This window comes from Nocardioides sp. JS614 (assembly GCF_000015265.1).
Lineage (GTDB): Bacteria > Actinomycetota > Actinomycetes > Propionibacteriales > Nocardioidaceae > Nocardioides.
Genome location: NC_008699.1, coordinates 1,612,214 through 1,627,311, shown reverse-complemented (window position 1 = coordinate 1,627,311; position 15,098 = coordinate 1,612,214). Strand labels below are relative to the sequence as shown.

The window sequence follows — 15,098 nt, the reverse complement described above, 5'->3', positions numbered from 1 at the left end:
TCGGCGGTGCGCAGGGTCAGCGTCGACGCGCAGCGGATAGTCGCCGCACAGGCCCTGCGCGCCGCCGGCTATGGCTGCACCGCCGTCCTGCTCGGCAGCCTGCTCGCAGCCCGCCACTATTCGCCGCTGACCACCGGGCTCGTCCTCGCGAGCGTCGTCGCGGGCACGGCCTGGGGATCCCTCCTGTTGGGCCGCGTTGCCGACCGGGTGGGTCGGCGGCGCTGGTACGCCGCCATCTACCTCGGCGTCGCTCTCGCCGGGTTGGTGATGGCGTTCGGGCCGCCGCTGTGGCTGATCGTCATCCTCGCGTTAGCCGGCGGGCTGTCCACCGACGTCGTCGACAACGGACCGGCGACCACGCTGGAGCAGGTGATGCTCGCCGGTGAAGACTCCGCAGCGGCCGGCCGTTCCGGAGCACGTGTTTACGGGCTCTACAACGCCGTTGCCTCGATCGCGGGTGCCCTCGGCGCCCTCGCCGCCGGGCTTCCCACCAGGGTCGGGTTCGACCCGGCGGATCCAAAGCCGTTCGCGGTGCTCGTACCCCTCGGCCTCCTCGGGCTAGGCCTCGCGCTCGGCCTCAGCCCCCACGTCGAAGCCGAGCCGCGCAGCATCTTCGCATCCGACGAGTTGTCGGACGGTCGACGCAAGGTGCGACAGCTGGCGGCCCTGTTCGCAGTCGATGCCGGTGGCGGTGGCCTGGTCACCACCAGCTTCCTGGCCTACTACCTCGCGCTGCGCTACGACGCCTCACCCTCGACTCTCGGCGTCCTGTTCTTCGCCACCTCCCTGCTCCAGGCCGCCTCCGTCTGGGTCGCGCCGCGACTGGCGGACCGGATCGGCCTGGTCCCGACGATGGTCTTCACGCACCTGCCCAGCAACATGCTGCTCGCGGCGATCGCGTTCGCCCCCACGCTGCCGGTCGCGATCATCCTCGTGCTGGCCCGAACTGCGCTGTCGCAGATGGACGTGCCGACCCGGCAGGCACTCGTGATGAGTGTCGTCGACCCCAGCGAAAGGACTGCCGCAGCCGCGGTCACCAACGCCGCCCGCTACACGGTTCGGCCCGCCGGACCGCTGCTCGGCGGTGCCCTGCAGGGCGTTGCCCTCGGCCTGCCGCTGGTCGTCGCCGGCACCGTCAAGGGCGGCTACGACCTAGCGCTGTGGGGCTGGGCCCAGCACGCGAAGGTGACGAGTCCCAGCGCTCCACCGGAATCAGCTGCCTGAACTCCACAAACTGACCAAGCGAAATGGCCCTGACATGCGACGCGGACTGGTTGCGATTTCTACCGCATCCCATGCTGGTGCTCGCCGGCTGCTCCTGAGCCGAGCATCCCGCCGGGGTGCCAGCAGCCTCGGACCCAGCGGCGCCGGCGAGGAGTTGGTACTGAAATTGGCGGTAAGAAGTGGCGCATCGACGACCGACGGCGCCTCGCTGCACGGGCTCACCGACGGGCTCACACGGGGTGCCCCTAGCGCCTCACAGCGGGCGGCGAAGTGCCTCACATCGGCGAGCGAGGGGCCCGAAGGGTGCAGCGTCTGCTGACATCCTGCTGACATTCGGTCCCGGAGAAGCATCAGAGGCGGCCTCCGGATCTCTCCGAAAACCGCCTCTGACCTGCGCATTTACACTTTGTAGCGGGGGCAGGATTTGAACCTGCGACCTCTGGGTTATGAGCCCAGCGAGCTACCGAGCTGCTCCACCCCGCGTCGGTGAGCACAACCTTACAGACCGGCGACGGGCTGGCCAAATCGGCCCTCGGCAGCCGACCCACTCTGGACAGGTGGCCACAACTCGGGGCAGTTCGGGGACACCCGGACCTGCGCGCGCGGACGGCTGGGCGACCGGGCGCGAACTGCCCCGGCGATGGTGTCGGGGCAACGCCCTGCGGGGGTGCGGGGATCTCGACGAGCCCGATCACCGGGCTCGGGCGGGTGCGGTGGCCGGCCAGGCTCGACCACCGCACCCGAGCAGCGGGCCCGGCTCAGGAGGACGGGCTCGGCGACTCCGAGGGGGAGGACGACGCGGACCCCGAGGGCGAGCCCGACGGCTGACCGGCCGAGCCGCGCTTCTGGCCGAGCTCCATGGCGGCCTCGACGTTGGCCTGGGCGATGCCGATCTGGCGCTGGTACTCGGCGAGGTTCCCGTCGGCCAGCGCCGCGTCGGCGGCGTCGAAGGCGTCCTGGGCCTGGGCGAGGAGGGCGCGGATCTGCGCGGCGACGGTGCCGGTGGCGGGCGGCGGGTTCTCGTTGTCGCCGGGCTGGCCGGTGTCCGGGGGCTGGGTGCCGGGGCCGGTGCTGACGCCGAGGAGGTTCTCCAGGGCGTCGCGCAGCGTCGAGCCGAAGCCGATGTCGTTGCCGTACTTCACCAGCACGTAGCGCAGGATCGGGAAGCTCGAGTCCGAGAGGGCCTGGGTCGCATACACCGGCTGGACGTACATCAGCCCGTCGTTGATCGGCAGCGTCAGCAGGTTGCCGTACACCGGCCGCGCGCCACTGCGGTTGAACTGGGCCAGCTCGTTGGCGACCTCCGGGTCGGTGGCGAACTGGTTGGCGACCTGGCCGGGGCCCGGCGTCTGCTCGTTGGGCAGCTCGAGCACCTGCATCTGGCCGTACTGGTCGCTGGTCGCATCCGCGTTCACCGAGACGAACGACGCGAGGTTGTTCTTGTTGTAGGGGACGTAGACCGAGGTCAGTGCGAACACCTGGTCGGTGCCGCCGTTGCTGTCGACGAAGAGCCGGTAGGGCGGCTGGAACTTGCCCTTTGAATAGGGATCCTCGGGCACCTGCCAGCGGTTGTTGCCCTGGTAGAAGTCGATCGGCTCGGTCACGTGGTAGCGGGCGAACTGGTAGCGCTGCACCTGGAACAGGTCCTCGGGGTAGCGCAGGTGGTCGAGCAGATCGTCGGAGATCTCCGACTTGTCCTCGACGGTGCCGGGGAACGCGCTGCGCCAGGCCTGCAGGATCGGGTCCTCCTCGTCCCAGGCGTAGAGCGTGACGTCACCGGTGTAGGCGTCGACGGTGGCCTTCACGGCGTTGCGCATGTAGTTGATCTCGTCGGTCGGCAGGGTGCGCAGCCCGGTCTCCTCCTGCAGGGAGTCGTCGATCATCGTCTGGAACGACTCCTTCTCCGACAGCGGGTAGCGGTCGGTGGTGGTGTAGCCGTCGATGATCCACAGGATCCGGCCGTCGACCACGGCCGGGTAGGGGTCGCTGTCCACGGTCAGCCAGGGCGCCACCTTCTCGACCCGGTCGGCCGGGTTGCGGTTGAACAGCACCTTGCTGTTGGGGTTCACGCGCCCCGAGAGCAGGAAGTTCGGCTCGCCGAACTTGGTGGCGAACATCAGCTGGTTGAAGAACCCGCCGACGCTGGCGTCGCCGTTGCCGTCGTACGTCGTCGTCGAGCCCTCGTCGGACCCGGCCGTCTGCAGGTTCAGCTCGACGTCGGTGGAGTCCGGCGTCGCCTTGCCGACCACGGAGTACTGCGGGCTCTGCTCTCCGTAGTAGATCCGGTCCTCGAAGCCGCCGGTGGCACGAGCGAGGGCGTCCTGCCCGGCGTTGGTGCCCTGGGCCCACACGATGCCGGCCTGGTCACCGGTGTTGTCCGCGTTGTCGATCTGGGTCTTGTTGTCCTCGCTGCGCTGGTTGGCGAACGCCGCGATGATGCCGTTGCCGTGGGTGTAGACGGTGTGCAGGTTGGTCCAGTTGCGGTCGCCGGCGTTCATGCCGCTCTGGTCGAGCTCCCGGACCCCGAGCACGAGCGCCCGGTCGTTGCCGTCGATGTCGTAGCGGTCCACGTCGAGGACCTGGGCGACCGAGTAGTAGGCCCGCACCTGCTGGTTCTGCTCGAAGGCGTCCCGGACCAGCTGCGGGTCGACCAGCGGCACCGAGGAGGTCTCCTCCTCGACCATGCTCGCGGAGCCGGCGCCGAGCGCGGTCGCCGGGTCGTACTTCTCCACGTCGACGTTGGCGACGTCGTAGGCGGTGCGGGTCGCCTCGATGTTCTTCTCGATGTACGGCGCCTCCTTGTCCGCCTCGGAGGGCTTGACCTGGAACTGCTGCACGATGCCCGGCCAGATCAGCCCCAGCAGGATCGCCGAGACGGCGAGCAGGGCCAGGCCGACCGAGGGCAGCAGCCAGGTGCGGCGCCACACGTTCACGAAGAAGAGCACGGCGCAGATGATCGAGATGCCGAGGAGGATGTTCTTGGCCGGCAGCACCGCGTGGTCGTCGGTGTAGGTCATGCCGGTGATCACGCCGCCGCCCTGGCTGACCAGGTCGAAGCGGTCCAGCCAGTAGTCGGCGGCCTTCGCGAGCACGAAGAACCCGAGCAGCACCGAGATCTGCGCCTGGGCGGCCCCGGAGAGCCGGTCGCGGGGCGTCTGCAGCCGGATCCCGCCGTACAGGTAGTGCACGACCGCGGCGGCGATCAGCGCGACGACCAGGACGGCCATCGCGTAGTCGACCAGGTAGTGCAGCCACGGGAGGTCGAAGACGTAGAAGCCGATGTCCTTCTGGAAGTAGGCGTCCTCGCTGCCGAACGACGTGCCGTTGCGCCACAGCAGGTAGTCGCGCCACTCGCCGATCGCCGAGCTGCCGGCGAACGCGCCGAGCACGAGCGCGACGCCCACCAGCAGCCAGGTCCGGATCGGGTTGATGGCCTCGCGGTAGCGGTCCAGCCCGTTCTGCTCCGGTGAGTTCGGGCGGAAGAACGGCCGGAACCGGTAGGCCAGGTAGATGTTCACGCCGACCACCAGCGCCATGCCCGCGCCGAAGAGGAAGAACAGCACGGTCTTGGTCCAGAACAGCGTGGTGAAGACCGCGCCGTACCCGCCCGAGACGTACCAGAGCCGGTCGGTGTAGATGCCCGCGAACGTGCTCAGCCCCAGGAAGCCGATCACCAGCACCACGGCCGTGACGATCAGGGCACGGGACCGGCGCGAACCGGACCGCGCCGGGGGTCCGGGGTCCCGAGGGGCCTCGTCGAACAGCTCGCTCATCCCTGCTTCACTCCTTAGTACCCGGGCCGTCCCCGGGGCCGTCCCCGGGATCCTCCAACGTCACCCCGAGCAGCTGCAGCAACCCCGGCACGAGGTCGGCGCCGCCGACGACGGACTGGTCGTCGTCGTGAGCGCGCAGTCGCAACGCACAGTACGTCGCTCCCGCGCGCGTGACACCCGCGACGATGCGCACGTCCTGGCGGTCGGGGTGCTCGCGCGCGAACTCCTCCGCCGAGGCCGGGTCCGCCGGGATGAGGGGGTCCGCGTCCGGTGGCAGCACCAGCCGCTCCACGACCGCCGCGCAACCGGTGACCTCGGGCGGCCACACGATCGACTCGAGGGCGACCTCGAGCGGCTGGTCGGGGCGGAGCTGGTCCTGCTCGATCGGCGTCAGCGAGCCCTGCGCCGAGGCCGCGTCCAGGCCCATGGCGGCGGCCAGCGCCGGCTCCCGCTCGACGAGCGCGGCGGTGTCGACCAGCGCGTAGAGCCGGGCCGGCTGGTCCCAGCCGTCGGCGGCGATGTGGCTCTCGATCTCGAGGACCGCCGAGGCGAGGGCGGGGTCGGCGTCCAGGTCGTTCGTGAGGTCCTTGCTGAACTCGGGGTCGAAGTCCGTCACTTCTGGCTCTCCTCGCAGCTCGGCAGGTCCGCGTCGTGGTCCTTGACCCAGGCGGCGATGGCCACGCGGGCGTCGTGCATCGTGTCGGCGCGCACCAGCCGCAGGTCGCCGTTGGGGGCGCCCAGCGCCTCCTCGCAGTTGTCCGGCGGCACCATGAAGAGCTCGGCGCCGGCGTCGCGGGCGCCGACGATCTTCTGCTGGATGCCGCCGATCGGGCCCACCTTGCCCGCGGCGTCGATGGTGCCGGTGCCGGCGACCGTGGCCCCGCCGGTCAGCGAGCCGGGGGTCAGGGTGTCGTAGATGGCCAGGGAGAACATCAGCCCAGCGCTCGGCCCGCCGATGCTCGGGTCGATGGCGATGTCGACCTCGACCGGCAGGTCGGCCTTGGCCTGGGTGCCGATCTGGATGCCGAGCTGCGGCCGTCCGTCGGTCAGCTCCGGGGTGATCGAGATCGTGCGGCGCTCGCCGTCCCGCCTGATCTCCAGGCGGACCGGCTGGCCCTCTCGCAGCCCGCCCACCGAGTCCACGACGTCGGCGGCGGTCGAGACCGGGGTGTCGTCCACCCGCAGCAGCACGTCGCCGGTCTCGAGGGCCCCGTCGGCCGGCGTACCCTTCGCGACGCCGGCGACGACCGCCTCGGTCACGTGGTAGCCCAGCTCCTCCAGGGCGACCGCGGTAGCGGCGTCCTGGGAGCTGGTCATCTCCTGGGCGCCCTCCTGCCGGTTCTGCTCGACGGTCTCGCCCTCGTGGTAGACAGCGTCGTAGGGATAGACGGCATCCTCGTCGCTGAGCCAGTCCCGCATCAGCTCGAACAGGCTGTTGCTGCCCTTCGGCTCCGGCTGGGACACGTACACCGTGGTCATCCGGAGCTCGCCCGCGTCGCGGTAGACCGGGTGCCCGCTGACCTCGATGATCTCCTTGCCCTCCTGGTTGGTCCCCAGCACGTCCAGGGTGAGCCCCGGCTCGTAGGTGACGAACGGCAGCGGCTTGAGCGCAGCCGTCACCCACAGCCCGATCAGCAGCGGCACGGCGAGGAGCCCGGCCAGGGTGCGCTGCGTCATGGCGCAAGCCTGTCAGATACCGCCTAGCCCACGCGGCGGGAGGGGCGTACGGCGATGCCGGTGGAGCGGTCGACCGCCGGCGGTGGCGCGGCGTACCCGGGCGTGGGCCGGCGCCGTCGGCGCGGATCGGGCTCCAGCGCCGCGGCCAGCCGGCGTACGGCGACCTCCCGGTCGACCTCGCCGCGACCCTCGCGGCCGAGCCAGGCGACCCAGAGCATCGCCACGACCGTGACGAGGACCGAGGGCACCAGCCAGAGCAGGATCTCCACGCTCACAGGCTAGGCGCGCAGCCGGTGGCCCGCAGCCGACGCGCCGACCGTCACCACACCGCGTGGCGGCCGACCCGAGAGCGACCCGCGGCCCACGCGGCGACGAAGTCGACGCGCGAGACGCGGCTAGGGGGTGCCGACCCACTCGTCGGTGCCGTCGCCGAACCGCTGGTGCTTCCAGATCGGCACCTCGGCCTTGAGCGTGTCGATCAGCGCCTTCGAGGCCACGAACGCCTCGCCGCGGTGGGCGGCGGTGGTGGCGACGACGACCGCGATGTCGCCGATCCCGAGGGTGCCGGTGCGGTGCACGGCCGCGACCCCGTGCACGTCGTACTCCTCCGCCACCCGTTCGCACACCTCGCGCAGCCGGTCGAGCGCCGTCGGGTGGGCGGAGTACTCGAGGCCGTCGACGTCCTTGCCGCCGTCGTGGTCCCGGACCCGGCCGACGAACAGGGTCAGGCCGCCGGAGGCGTCGTCGTCGAGCGCGGCGACCACCTCGGCGACGTCGAGCGGGGACTCGCGCAGGGCCACGAGACGAACGGCAGAGCTCACGACGTGACCATAGAACACAGCGGCCCCGAGGTGACCGGGGGCCGCGTACCGTGGAGCCATGAACGACAAGCCGGGCGAGACGCCCGACGAGGGCAGCGACCCGGGTCCCGAGCGCGGCCAGAACCCGTTCAAGGGCACGCCCTTCGAACAGCTCTTCGGCGCCCTCGGCGGCGCAGCCGGCGGTGCCGGTGCGGCCGGGCTCCCCGACCTGGGCCAGCTCTTCAGCCAGATCCAGTTCCTCATGCAGCCGCACGAGGGCCCGGTCAACTGGGACTTCGCGCTGGACATCGCCCGCAAGACCGTGGCCCAGTCCCCCGACCCGACGCCGAGCCAGAAGCAGCGGGACGCGGTCGCGGACTCCGTCCGGCTCGCCGACCACTGGCTCGACGACACCACCACCTTCCCCTCCGGCGTCACCTCCACCGCGGCCTGGAGCCGCGCGGAGTGGGTGGTCGGCACCACCGACGTGTGGAAGGTGCTCGTCGAGCCGATCGCGGAGTCGTCGGTGCAGGCGCTCGGCGGCGCGCTGCCCGAGGAGGCCCGCGCCATGTCCGGTCCGCTGCTCGGCATCCTCGGCCAGGCCGTCGGCGGCATGCTCGCCTCCCAGGTCGGCTCCGGCCTCGGCGCCTTGGCCGCGGAGGTGCTCAGCGTCTCCGACATCGGGCTGCCGCTGGCCGCACCGGGCAAGGCCGCGCTGGTGCCGGCCAACGTCGCGACGTTCGCCGACGGCCTGGACGTGAGCCAGGACGACGTCCTCCTCTACCTCGCGCTGCGCGAGGCCGCCCACCAGCGGCTGTTCGCCCATGTGCCGTGGCTGCGCGACCACCTGATCGGCGCGGTCGCCGACTACGCCCGCGGCATCGAGATCAACGCCGCAGGCATCCAGTCGCGGATCGAGGAGCAGATGCGCGGGATCGACCCGACCAACCCGGAGTCGATGCAGCAGCTCCTCGAGGGCGGCATGTTCGACATCCCGCGCTCGCCGGCGCAGGAGGCCGCGCTGCAGCGCCTCGAGGTGACCCTGGCGCTGGTCGAGGGCTGGGTCGACGAGGTCGTCGGCCAGGCCACCGCCGAGCGGATGCCGGCGGCGGCCAAGCTGCAGGAGGCGTTCCGCCGGCGCCGCGCCGCGGGCGGGCCGGCCGAGGAGACGTTCGCGAACCTCGTCGGGCTGGAGCTGCGCCCCCGCCGGCTGCGAGACGCGTCGACGCTGTGGGGCTCGCTGCGGACCCGGCAGGGCGTCGAGGCCCGCGACGGTGTCTGGATGCACCCGGACCTCCTCCCCACCGCGGCCGATCTCGACGACCCGCTCGGCTTCCGCGAGGACGCCACGGCGCTGCCCGAGCTCAGCGACGAGGACTTCGACGCCGAGCTGAAGAAGCTGCTCGACTCTCCCGACGAGTGACGCTCCCCCTCGACCTGCACGCCGACGCGCTGGCGGTGCTGACCGGCTGGCGGGCCCCCGGGCACGCCCAGGAGGCGCTCCGCCAGCGGTACGTCGAGCACCTGCTCGCCCATGCCGACGGGCTGGACCGGGCCTGCCGGCCCGACCACCTCACCGCGAGCACGCTGGTGCTGGCCGCGGACCACAGCACCGCCCTGCTCACCCTGCACGCCAAGGCGCACGCCTGGTTCCAGCTCGGCGGGCACTGCGAGCCCGGCGACGCCACGCTGGCCGGGGCCGCGCTGCGGGAGGCGGCCGAGGAGTCCGGGCTGGCCGGGCTGCGGCTCGACCCGGTGCCGGTGCAGCTCAGCGAGCACGCCGTACCCTTCTGCGGCTCCAACGGGCCGGGCCGGCCGGTGCACCACCTCGACGTGCGGTTCGTCGCGGTCGCTCCCCCGGACGCCGTGCACGCGATCAGCGAGGAGTCGCTCGACCTGCGCTGGTGGCCCCTCGACGCGCTGCCCGACCCGGAGGCCGACCTGGTGGAGCTGGTCGAGCTGGCGCGGGCCCGGGTAGCGCCCTAGTCGATCTCCTCGCCGGGCGGCGGATCGAGCCGGGCGGCGGTCGACCAGCCGACCAGGTAGCCCTTGGCGCGCTCGGCGCGCGGATAGCGGTCCACCCAGGCCCAGAAGTTCGCGTCGTGCCCGGGCTCGAGCAGGTGCGCGAGCTCGTGGACGAGCACGTAGTCGACCACCCACGACGGCATCCCCTGCAACCGCGCCGAGAGCCGGATGGTGCGGTCGCCGGGGGTGCACGAGCCCCACCGGGTCTGCTGGTTGTCGACCCAGCGCACGGACTCCGGGGTCGCCAGCCCGCCGAGGTAGCTGTCGCTGAGGTCGCGGGCCCGGCGCATCAGGTCGCCGTCGCTGGGCCGGCGCCGGCTCTCGGACCGCTCCAGCCGGGTGAGCATCTTCTCCACCCACTCCGCCTCCTCGCGGCGCGAGAGCGAGGCCGGGATCATCACGACGACGCGGTCACCGTCGCGGTAGGCCGAGACGGTACGGCGACGCCGCTTCGAGCGCCGCACCTCCACCTCGGGACGTCCCATGGCCGAACGCTACTTCCTCGCCCAGGCCAGCAACCGCTCCCGCGGCCAGGTGTTGACGATCCGGTCCGGGTCGATGCCGGCCGCCTCGGCCCGCTCGCAGCCGTAGACCAGGAAGTCCAGCTGCCCGGGGGCGTGGGCGTCGCTGTCGATGGAGAACACGCAGCCGGCGTCCCGGGCCAGCTCCAGCAGCGCCGTCGGCGGGTCCCGCCGCTCGGGCCGGGAGTTGATCTCGACCGCGACGTCGTGCTCCGCGCAGGCCTCGAACACCGCACCCGCGTCGAAACGGGAGCCCGGGCGGGTGCCGCGGTTGCCGGTCACCAGCCGGCCGGTGCAGTGACCGAGGACGTTGGTGCGCGGGTTGCGGATCGCGCCGATCATCCGCCGGGTCATGTCCGCCGGCTCCATCTTGAGCTTGGAGTGCACGCTCGCGACCCGGACGTCGAGCTGCGCCAGCAGGTCGTCGTCCTGGTCCAGCGAGCCGTCGTCGAGGATGTCGACCTCGATCCCCTTGAGCAGCGTGAAGGAGTCGTCGACCCCGGAGAGGTGCCGGTTGACCGCGTCGACCACGCCCAGCTGGCGGGTCAACCGCTCGGCGCTGAGGCCGTGCGCGACGGTCAGCCGCGGCGAGTGGTCGGTGAGCACCAGGTAGTCGTGGCCGAGCTCGATGGCCGTGAACGCCATCTCCTCGATCGGCGAGCCGCCGTCGGACCAGTCGGAGTGGGAGTGCAGGTCGCCGCGCAGGGCGGCGCGGAGCCCCTGGCCGCCGCTCGCCAGGTCACCGCCGTGCTCGCGCTCGAGCTCGGCCAGCCGGGTCGGCAGCACCCCGCGCACGGCATCGGCGATGACCCGGGCCGTGCTCGCACCGACACCCGGCAGCGACGTCAGGCTGCCGTCCTCGACCGCCGCGGCGACCTGCTCGGCCGTCAGCGGCAGGATCGCGGCAGCGGCACCGCGGAACGCCTTGACCTTGTAGGTGTCCTCCCGGCCGCGCTCGAGCAGGAACGCGATCCGGCGCAGGGCGGCGACCGGCCCGGCGCCGTACTCGTCGCCCGCTGTCTGGTCCGGCACGCCGCTGACCTCTCTCTCGCGTCGGTTCTCCCGCTGGTTGGCCCAGTTTTCTTTCGTCCACACCCGGTGGACAGCCATTCTCCCTGGTCAGCGCCGAGTACGACGGGAGCGCCGGTGTCCCCGAGCCGAGCTGTCCACAGCCTGTTCCAGGATCGATCCGGCCTCCTCCACCGGCACGGCCGCTCCTCCACAGCTTTGTCCACAGGCTTGTCCACAGGGTGGGGTGGCGCCGCGTTGACCCTCGTCCGGTGCGCCTCCTAGCGTGGGGCGCAGATGAGGCCCTCGGCCGCGGACGGACACTCGCAAGGGGAAGGCAAGTGTCCAGATGCGGCCGGGGGCCTCCTCACGTCCCTGCTCACGTCAACGGCCGGTGAAGACCGCCGCCCGCTTCTCCTGCGCGGCCCGGATGCCCTCCTGGAGGTCCGCGGTGGCCAGCGTGACGGGCTGGGCGAGCGCCTCCCACTGCAGGCAGCTCTCGAAGTCCGCGTGGCCGCCGTCGGCGAGCGCCAGCTTGGTGAGTCGGCTGGCGATCGGGGCGGTGGCCGCGATCCCCGCGGCGGTCGCCAGGACCTCGTCGCGGAAGGACTCCGGCTCGATCACCCGGGAGACCAGGCCCAGGCGCAGTGCCTCGTCGGCGTCGACGACCCGCCCGGTCAGCAGGAGGTCGCGGGCGTGTGCCTCCCCCACGACGTTCGGCAGCAGGTAGGTCCCGGCCATGCCGGCGTGCATGCCGAGCTTGACGAACGGAGCGCCGAGCCGCGCGCCGGCGGCGGCGTACCGCACGTCGCAGGCGAGGGCCAGGCACAGGCCCGCGCCGATCGCGGGGCCGTTGACGGCCGCGATCGTCGGCACCTCGAGGCGCCGGATCGACAGCCAGGCCCGGTAGAACGCGACCATCCGGGTGCGCAGCTCGTCGACGGTCGCGTCCGGCTCGCTCGCGATCCACGAGGTGTTGCCGCCGGAGCAGAACGCCGAGCCCCCGCCGGTGACCACCACGACCCGCACCGACGAGTCGGCGGCCAGGGCGTCGATCGCCCGGACCCATGAGGAGGTCATCGCATCCGACATCGCGTTGCGCTGGTCGGGGTTGTCGAGGGTGAGCACGGCGACCCCGTCGGAGGGCCGCTCGAGGCGCAGGTCGGTGAGGTCCGGTGGGGTGGGCGTCGGGGCGGTCGCGGACGCGGTCGTGGGCTCAGGCATGGGGCCCAACGTACTGATCGCCGCCGCGACGCGCCGTGACCCGATTCACCGCTCACGGTGCGCCTGACACGCATCTCACCGCTGGTGCCGTAGGGTCTGTGTCGGTTCGGCGGCACCCGTCGCCGGACTTCCGGCGGGTCTTCCCCTCTGCCCCGTCGCGACGACCAGTTATACATAGGCAAGGAGGCCGTCATGGCGGAGACCTGGAGCGGCGAGTTCTACTGCGTGAAGTGCAAGGAGAAGCGCGAGGCCGAGGGCGAGGTCAAGGTGAACGACAAGGGCACCCGGATGGCGAAGGCCGTCTGCCCGGTGTGCGGCACCAACCTCAACCGCATCCTCGGCAAGGCGTGACGCGACACTTCCGCGCGTAGCGCCCCGATTTTCTGACGACGGCGGCGTCGCCCCGGTCCTCGAGACCGGGCGGCGCCGCCGTCGCCGTCCTGCCGGCTCCGCGCCTGTGGAGGCAGTGCGCCGGATCCGACCGGAGCGGGTAGACGGGAGTCATGAGCCTCCTGCGCCCCGGCCTCCACGTCGTACGTCGTGACGACCAGCACCTGCAGATCGGCGTCGACCCGCCCTGGCGCCTGGTGGTCCCCGACCGGCCGGACGTGCAGCGCCTCCTCGACGACCTCCTGGCCGGTCGGCCGCCGACACCGCAGAGCCCCGAGGCCCACCGGGTCCTGCTCGCCCTCACGCGCGCCGGCATGCTGGTGGACGCGGCCGCGCCGGCGCCGCAGGCGGCCGTGGCCGTGCACGGCAGCGGCCCGGCGGCCACGGAGGCCCGCCGGATGCTGCGCGCGGCCGGGTGCCCGGGGGCCGGGGACGACGGGGCGGTGGCGCTGCTGCTGGCCGACGGCGAGGCCCGGCGCGGCGACGTCGACGCCCAGGTCCGGGACGGCCGGCCGCACCTGGTGGTCACCGGGTCCGCGCTCGGCTACACCATCGGTCCGTTCGTGGTGCCGGGGGCGACGGCGTGCCTGCGCTGTGTCGACGCCCACCGCGGCGAGCACGACCCGCGGCGGGCGGTCGTCGTCGAGCAGCTCGGCGGGCGGCCGGGCGGTCCGGACGACCCGGCGTTGCGGACGATCGCCGCGGCCTGGGCGGTGCGCGACGTGCTCTGCTACCTCGCGGGGGGCTCGCCGACGACCTGGTCGGCGACGGTCACCGTGGGGCTCGACCTCGAGCCCGTGCGGCACGCCTGGAGCCGGCACCCGCACTGCGGTTGCTCCTGGGCGCAGGGGCTGGTGGGGTGAGCCGAGCGCGGCACCGCGCAGGTCGTTGCCGCCTCACCAGTACTCGCTGTCGAGCTTGCCCTCCATGGCGCGCAGGTTGGCCCGGGAGCACTCCTCGCAGTACACCCGCCTGCGGCCGTTCTCGACCGCGGTGCTCCAGGTCAGCGTCTTGGCCTCGTCGGCCTCCTGACGCCCGCAGAAGTCGCAGGTCATCACCCCGCCAGGGTAGCCCCGGACATGGCGAGAGCCGGGTACGACGGTCGTCGTACCCGGCTCTCTTCTCAGCACCCGCGATCAGGGAAGGGGTGAGTCCGGACTGGTACTACAGCGCGCGGGCGAGGGCCAGCCGAGCCTGCTGCGCTGCCTGCTCGGCCTTGCGGCTGAGCCGACGGGCACGGGCCAGCTGGTGGCCGCGCCGGAGCTGCCGCGCCTCTCCCAGGCGCTCGGACATTTGCGCTCTGGCCAGGTTTTCGTGGAGGAGATTCATCTCGATGGTTCCGTTCGGGTCAGTGGTCTGGGTGTTCTTCATGGGAAAGTCGGGCTTTCGTGTTCGGTGGCAGCACGCTCAGAGCGTGCGGGCGATGGCGAGACGGGCCTGCTGAGCGAGCTGCTCGGCCCTGCGGCCCGAGTGGACCACGCGGGTCAGCTGGCGGCCCGGTCGGCACTGCTGCGCCTCACCCAAGCGAGCGGCTACGTGCGCTCGTGCCAGGAGGTCGTGGCTGTGGATCATGTCGGTTTCCTTTGACGTCGTTGTCGAAGATGGACGATCGGTGCTGCGGGTGCAGCGGTGGTGCGTCGGTCGGCGTGGGTCAGGCCGCGACCTCGTTCTTGCGAGGCCGGCCCCGGGGCCGCTTGCGGGGGATCACCACTCCCTGGAGGAAGAGCTGGCCTCCCCAGACTCCCCAGGGCTCGCGGCGTTCGAGCGCGCCGTCAAGGCACATGGCCCGGACCGGGCAGTCCTGGCACAGCGTCTTGGCGTGCTCCACGTCGCTGGGCGACTCGGCGAACCAGAGCTCGGGGTTGTTGGCCCGGCACGGGAGCAGCTCGTCGTCGACCTGGAGGGCCTGGTCGTGCAGCTGGCCCAGGGTCACCTCGGCAGCCCCATCGGTGCGGACGAGTTCACTGATGGTCATGTTTCACCTCCTTCTTCTGACCTGATCGCGTTGGGTGTGCGGTGCTGGCCGGACTCTTGTTCCGTCTTGAGAAACAAGAAGGCCGCGGATCCCGGGGTTCGGGTCCGCGGCCTGGAGGCTGCCGATGGCTGTTGGGTGTCAACAGGTCGGTGGTCTCCAGGCAGGGGTTCCCGGGAAGTAGGACTGGGTGAGACCCGCGTCCTCAGCGGTGCCCGTGGTGCTGCCGATGACGGCCTCGCGGTCGCGCACGACGAGCGTGGCGGCGGCGCAGCGATCGGTGGCACGCGTGGTCACGCCGAAGGCGTGGCCGGAAATGGGCATGCCGAAGGGCGACGGGGTCTGAGCCGTCTTCCGGAGCTTGATGCTGTTCACGAGGCCACCTCCTTCGGTGCGTCGGGCGCCGATCTTGCCAGGACCGTGTGCGCGTGCGGTTGGTTCTGAGGAAACGTATCGTCTCCCCGCTGTAATGGGCAAACCATTT

General features: G+C 71.9%; 18 protein-coding genes and 1 tRNA gene. 5 read left to right on the top strand and 14 right to left on the bottom strand.

Annotated elements, in window-relative coordinates; translation table 11 throughout:
* Nucleotides 1–6 precede the first annotated feature (6 nt).
* Nucleotides 7–1,224, top strand: a complete 1,218-nt coding sequence (locus NOCA_RS09165; RefSeq protein ID WP_011754993.1) for an MFS transporter — start codon at nt 7–9, stop codon at nt 1,222–1,224.
* 409 nt (nt 1,225–1,633) lie between these two features.
* On the opposite strand, the gene NOCA_RS09160 is transcribed toward NOCA_RS09165, so the two are convergent.
* From NOCA_RS09160 to NOCA_RS09135, 6 genes are all read right to left on the bottom strand, one after another.
* Nucleotides 1,634–1,707 (bottom strand) — tRNA-Met (locus NOCA_RS09160).
* 275 nt (nt 1,708–1,982) lie between these two features.
* The gene (locus tag NOCA_RS09155) at nt 1,983–4,997 is read right to left on the bottom strand and encodes a UPF0182 family membrane protein (RefSeq protein WP_011754992.1); all 3,015 of its coding nucleotides are present in this window, start codon (nt 4,995–4,997) and stop codon (nt 1,983–1,985) included.
* A gap of 7 nt (nt 4,998–5,004) precedes the next feature.
* On the bottom strand, nt 5,005–5,613 hold the full coding sequence (locus NOCA_RS09150) for a PPA1309 family protein (protein WP_011754991.1): 609 nt from the start codon (nt 5,611–5,613) through the stop codon (nt 5,005–5,007).
* Nucleotides 5,610–6,674: a YlbL family protein gene (locus NOCA_RS09145; protein WP_011754990.1), complete on the bottom strand. Its 1,065-nt coding sequence runs from the start codon at nt 6,672–6,674 to the stop codon at nt 5,610–5,612. The genes NOCA_RS09150 and NOCA_RS09145 overlap by 4 nt, the downstream gene beginning before the upstream one ends.
* Before the next feature lie 23 nt (nt 6,675–6,697).
* Nucleotides 6,698–6,943: a hypothetical protein gene (locus tag NOCA_RS09140; protein ID WP_041546422.1), complete on the bottom strand. Its 246-nt coding sequence runs from the start codon at nt 6,941–6,943 to the stop codon at nt 6,698–6,700.
* Nucleotides 6,944–7,069: 126 nt separating this feature from the next.
* A complete protein-coding gene (locus NOCA_RS09135; RefSeq protein WP_011754988.1) occupies nt 7,070–7,495 on the bottom strand; it encodes a molybdenum cofactor biosynthesis protein MoaE in 426 nt (141 codons plus the stop codon).
* Nucleotides 7,496–7,553: 58 nt separating this feature from the next.
* Between NOCA_RS09135 and NOCA_RS09130 the strand changes: the two genes are divergently transcribed.
* Complete coding sequence (locus tag NOCA_RS09130) at nt 7,554–8,897, top strand: zinc-dependent metalloprotease (RefSeq protein WP_011754987.1); 1,344 nt, start codon at nt 7,554–7,556, stop codon at nt 8,895–8,897.
* Nucleotides 8,894–9,460, top strand: coding sequence for an NUDIX hydrolase (locus NOCA_RS09125; protein ID WP_011754986.1), 567 nt, complete (start codon nt 8,894–8,896; stop codon nt 9,458–9,460). Before NOCA_RS09130 ends, NOCA_RS09125 begins: the two co-directional genes overlap by 4 nt.
* Here NOCA_RS09125 and NOCA_RS09120 read toward each other — a convergent pair.
* From NOCA_RS09120 to NOCA_RS09110, 3 genes are all read right to left on the bottom strand, one after another.
* A complete protein-coding gene (locus tag NOCA_RS09120; protein ID WP_041546420.1) occupies nt 9,457–9,984 on the bottom strand; it encodes a M48 metallopeptidase family protein in 528 nt (175 codons plus the stop codon). The two genes, NOCA_RS09125 and NOCA_RS09120, sit on opposite strands and share 4 nt — an antisense overlap.
* Nucleotides 9,985–9,993: 9 nt before the next feature.
* Nucleotides 9,994–11,052 carry a PHP domain-containing protein gene (locus NOCA_RS09115; RefSeq protein WP_238383441.1) on the bottom strand — a complete coding sequence of 353 codons (1,059 nt, stop codon included), beginning with the start codon at nt 11,050–11,052 and terminating at the stop codon, nt 9,994–9,996.
* Nucleotides 11,053–11,412: 360 nt separating this feature from the next.
* Complete coding sequence (locus NOCA_RS09110; protein ID WP_011754983.1) at nt 11,413–12,252, bottom strand: enoyl-CoA hydratase/isomerase family protein; 840 nt, start codon at nt 12,250–12,252, stop codon at nt 11,413–11,415.
* Nucleotides 12,253–12,444: 192 nt separating this feature from the next.
* Between NOCA_RS09110 and NOCA_RS27800 the strand changes: the two genes are divergently transcribed.
* Together NOCA_RS27800 and NOCA_RS09105 are read left to right on the top strand one after the other, a co-directional pair.
* A complete protein-coding gene (locus NOCA_RS27800) occupies nt 12,445–12,603 on the top strand; it encodes a DUF5679 domain-containing protein (RefSeq protein WP_011754982.1) in 159 nt (52 codons plus the stop codon).
* 152 nt (nt 12,604–12,755) lie between these two features.
* Nucleotides 12,756–13,505 (top strand): hypothetical protein, encoded by a 750-nt coding sequence (locus NOCA_RS09105; protein WP_011754981.1) that lies wholly within the window; start codon nt 12,756–12,758, stop codon nt 13,503–13,505.
* Between the two features lie 33 nt (nt 13,506–13,538).
* Here the strand turns inward: NOCA_RS09105 and NOCA_RS27495 are convergent, their stop codons facing one another.
* The 5 genes from NOCA_RS27495 to NOCA_RS09090 form a co-directional block, all read right to left on the bottom strand.
* Entirely contained in the window at nt 13,539–13,700 is a 162-nt protein-coding gene (locus tag NOCA_RS27495) for a hypothetical protein (protein ID WP_158305650.1), read from the bottom strand.
* Nucleotides 13,701–13,806: 106 nt separating this feature from the next.
* Nucleotides 13,807–14,013 (bottom strand): hypothetical protein, encoded by a 207-nt coding sequence (locus NOCA_RS09100; protein ID WP_041546419.1) that lies wholly within the window; start codon nt 14,011–14,013, stop codon nt 13,807–13,809.
* Nucleotides 14,014–14,049: 36 nt separating this feature from the next.
* Entirely contained in the window at nt 14,050–14,214 is a 165-nt protein-coding gene (locus NOCA_RS27795) for a hypothetical protein (RefSeq protein ID WP_172419897.1), read from the bottom strand.
* Between the two features lie 79 nt (nt 14,215–14,293).
* On the bottom strand, nt 14,294–14,617 hold the full coding sequence (locus NOCA_RS09095) for a WhiB family transcriptional regulator (protein WP_011754979.1): 324 nt from the start codon (nt 14,615–14,617) through the stop codon (nt 14,294–14,296).
* 138 nt (nt 14,618–14,755) lie between these two features.
* Nucleotides 14,756–14,989 carry a hypothetical protein gene (locus NOCA_RS09090; RefSeq protein WP_041546418.1) on the bottom strand — a complete coding sequence of 78 codons (234 nt, stop codon included), beginning with the start codon at nt 14,987–14,989 and terminating at the stop codon, nt 14,756–14,758.
* Between the last annotated feature and the right edge of the window lie 109 nt (nt 14,990–15,098).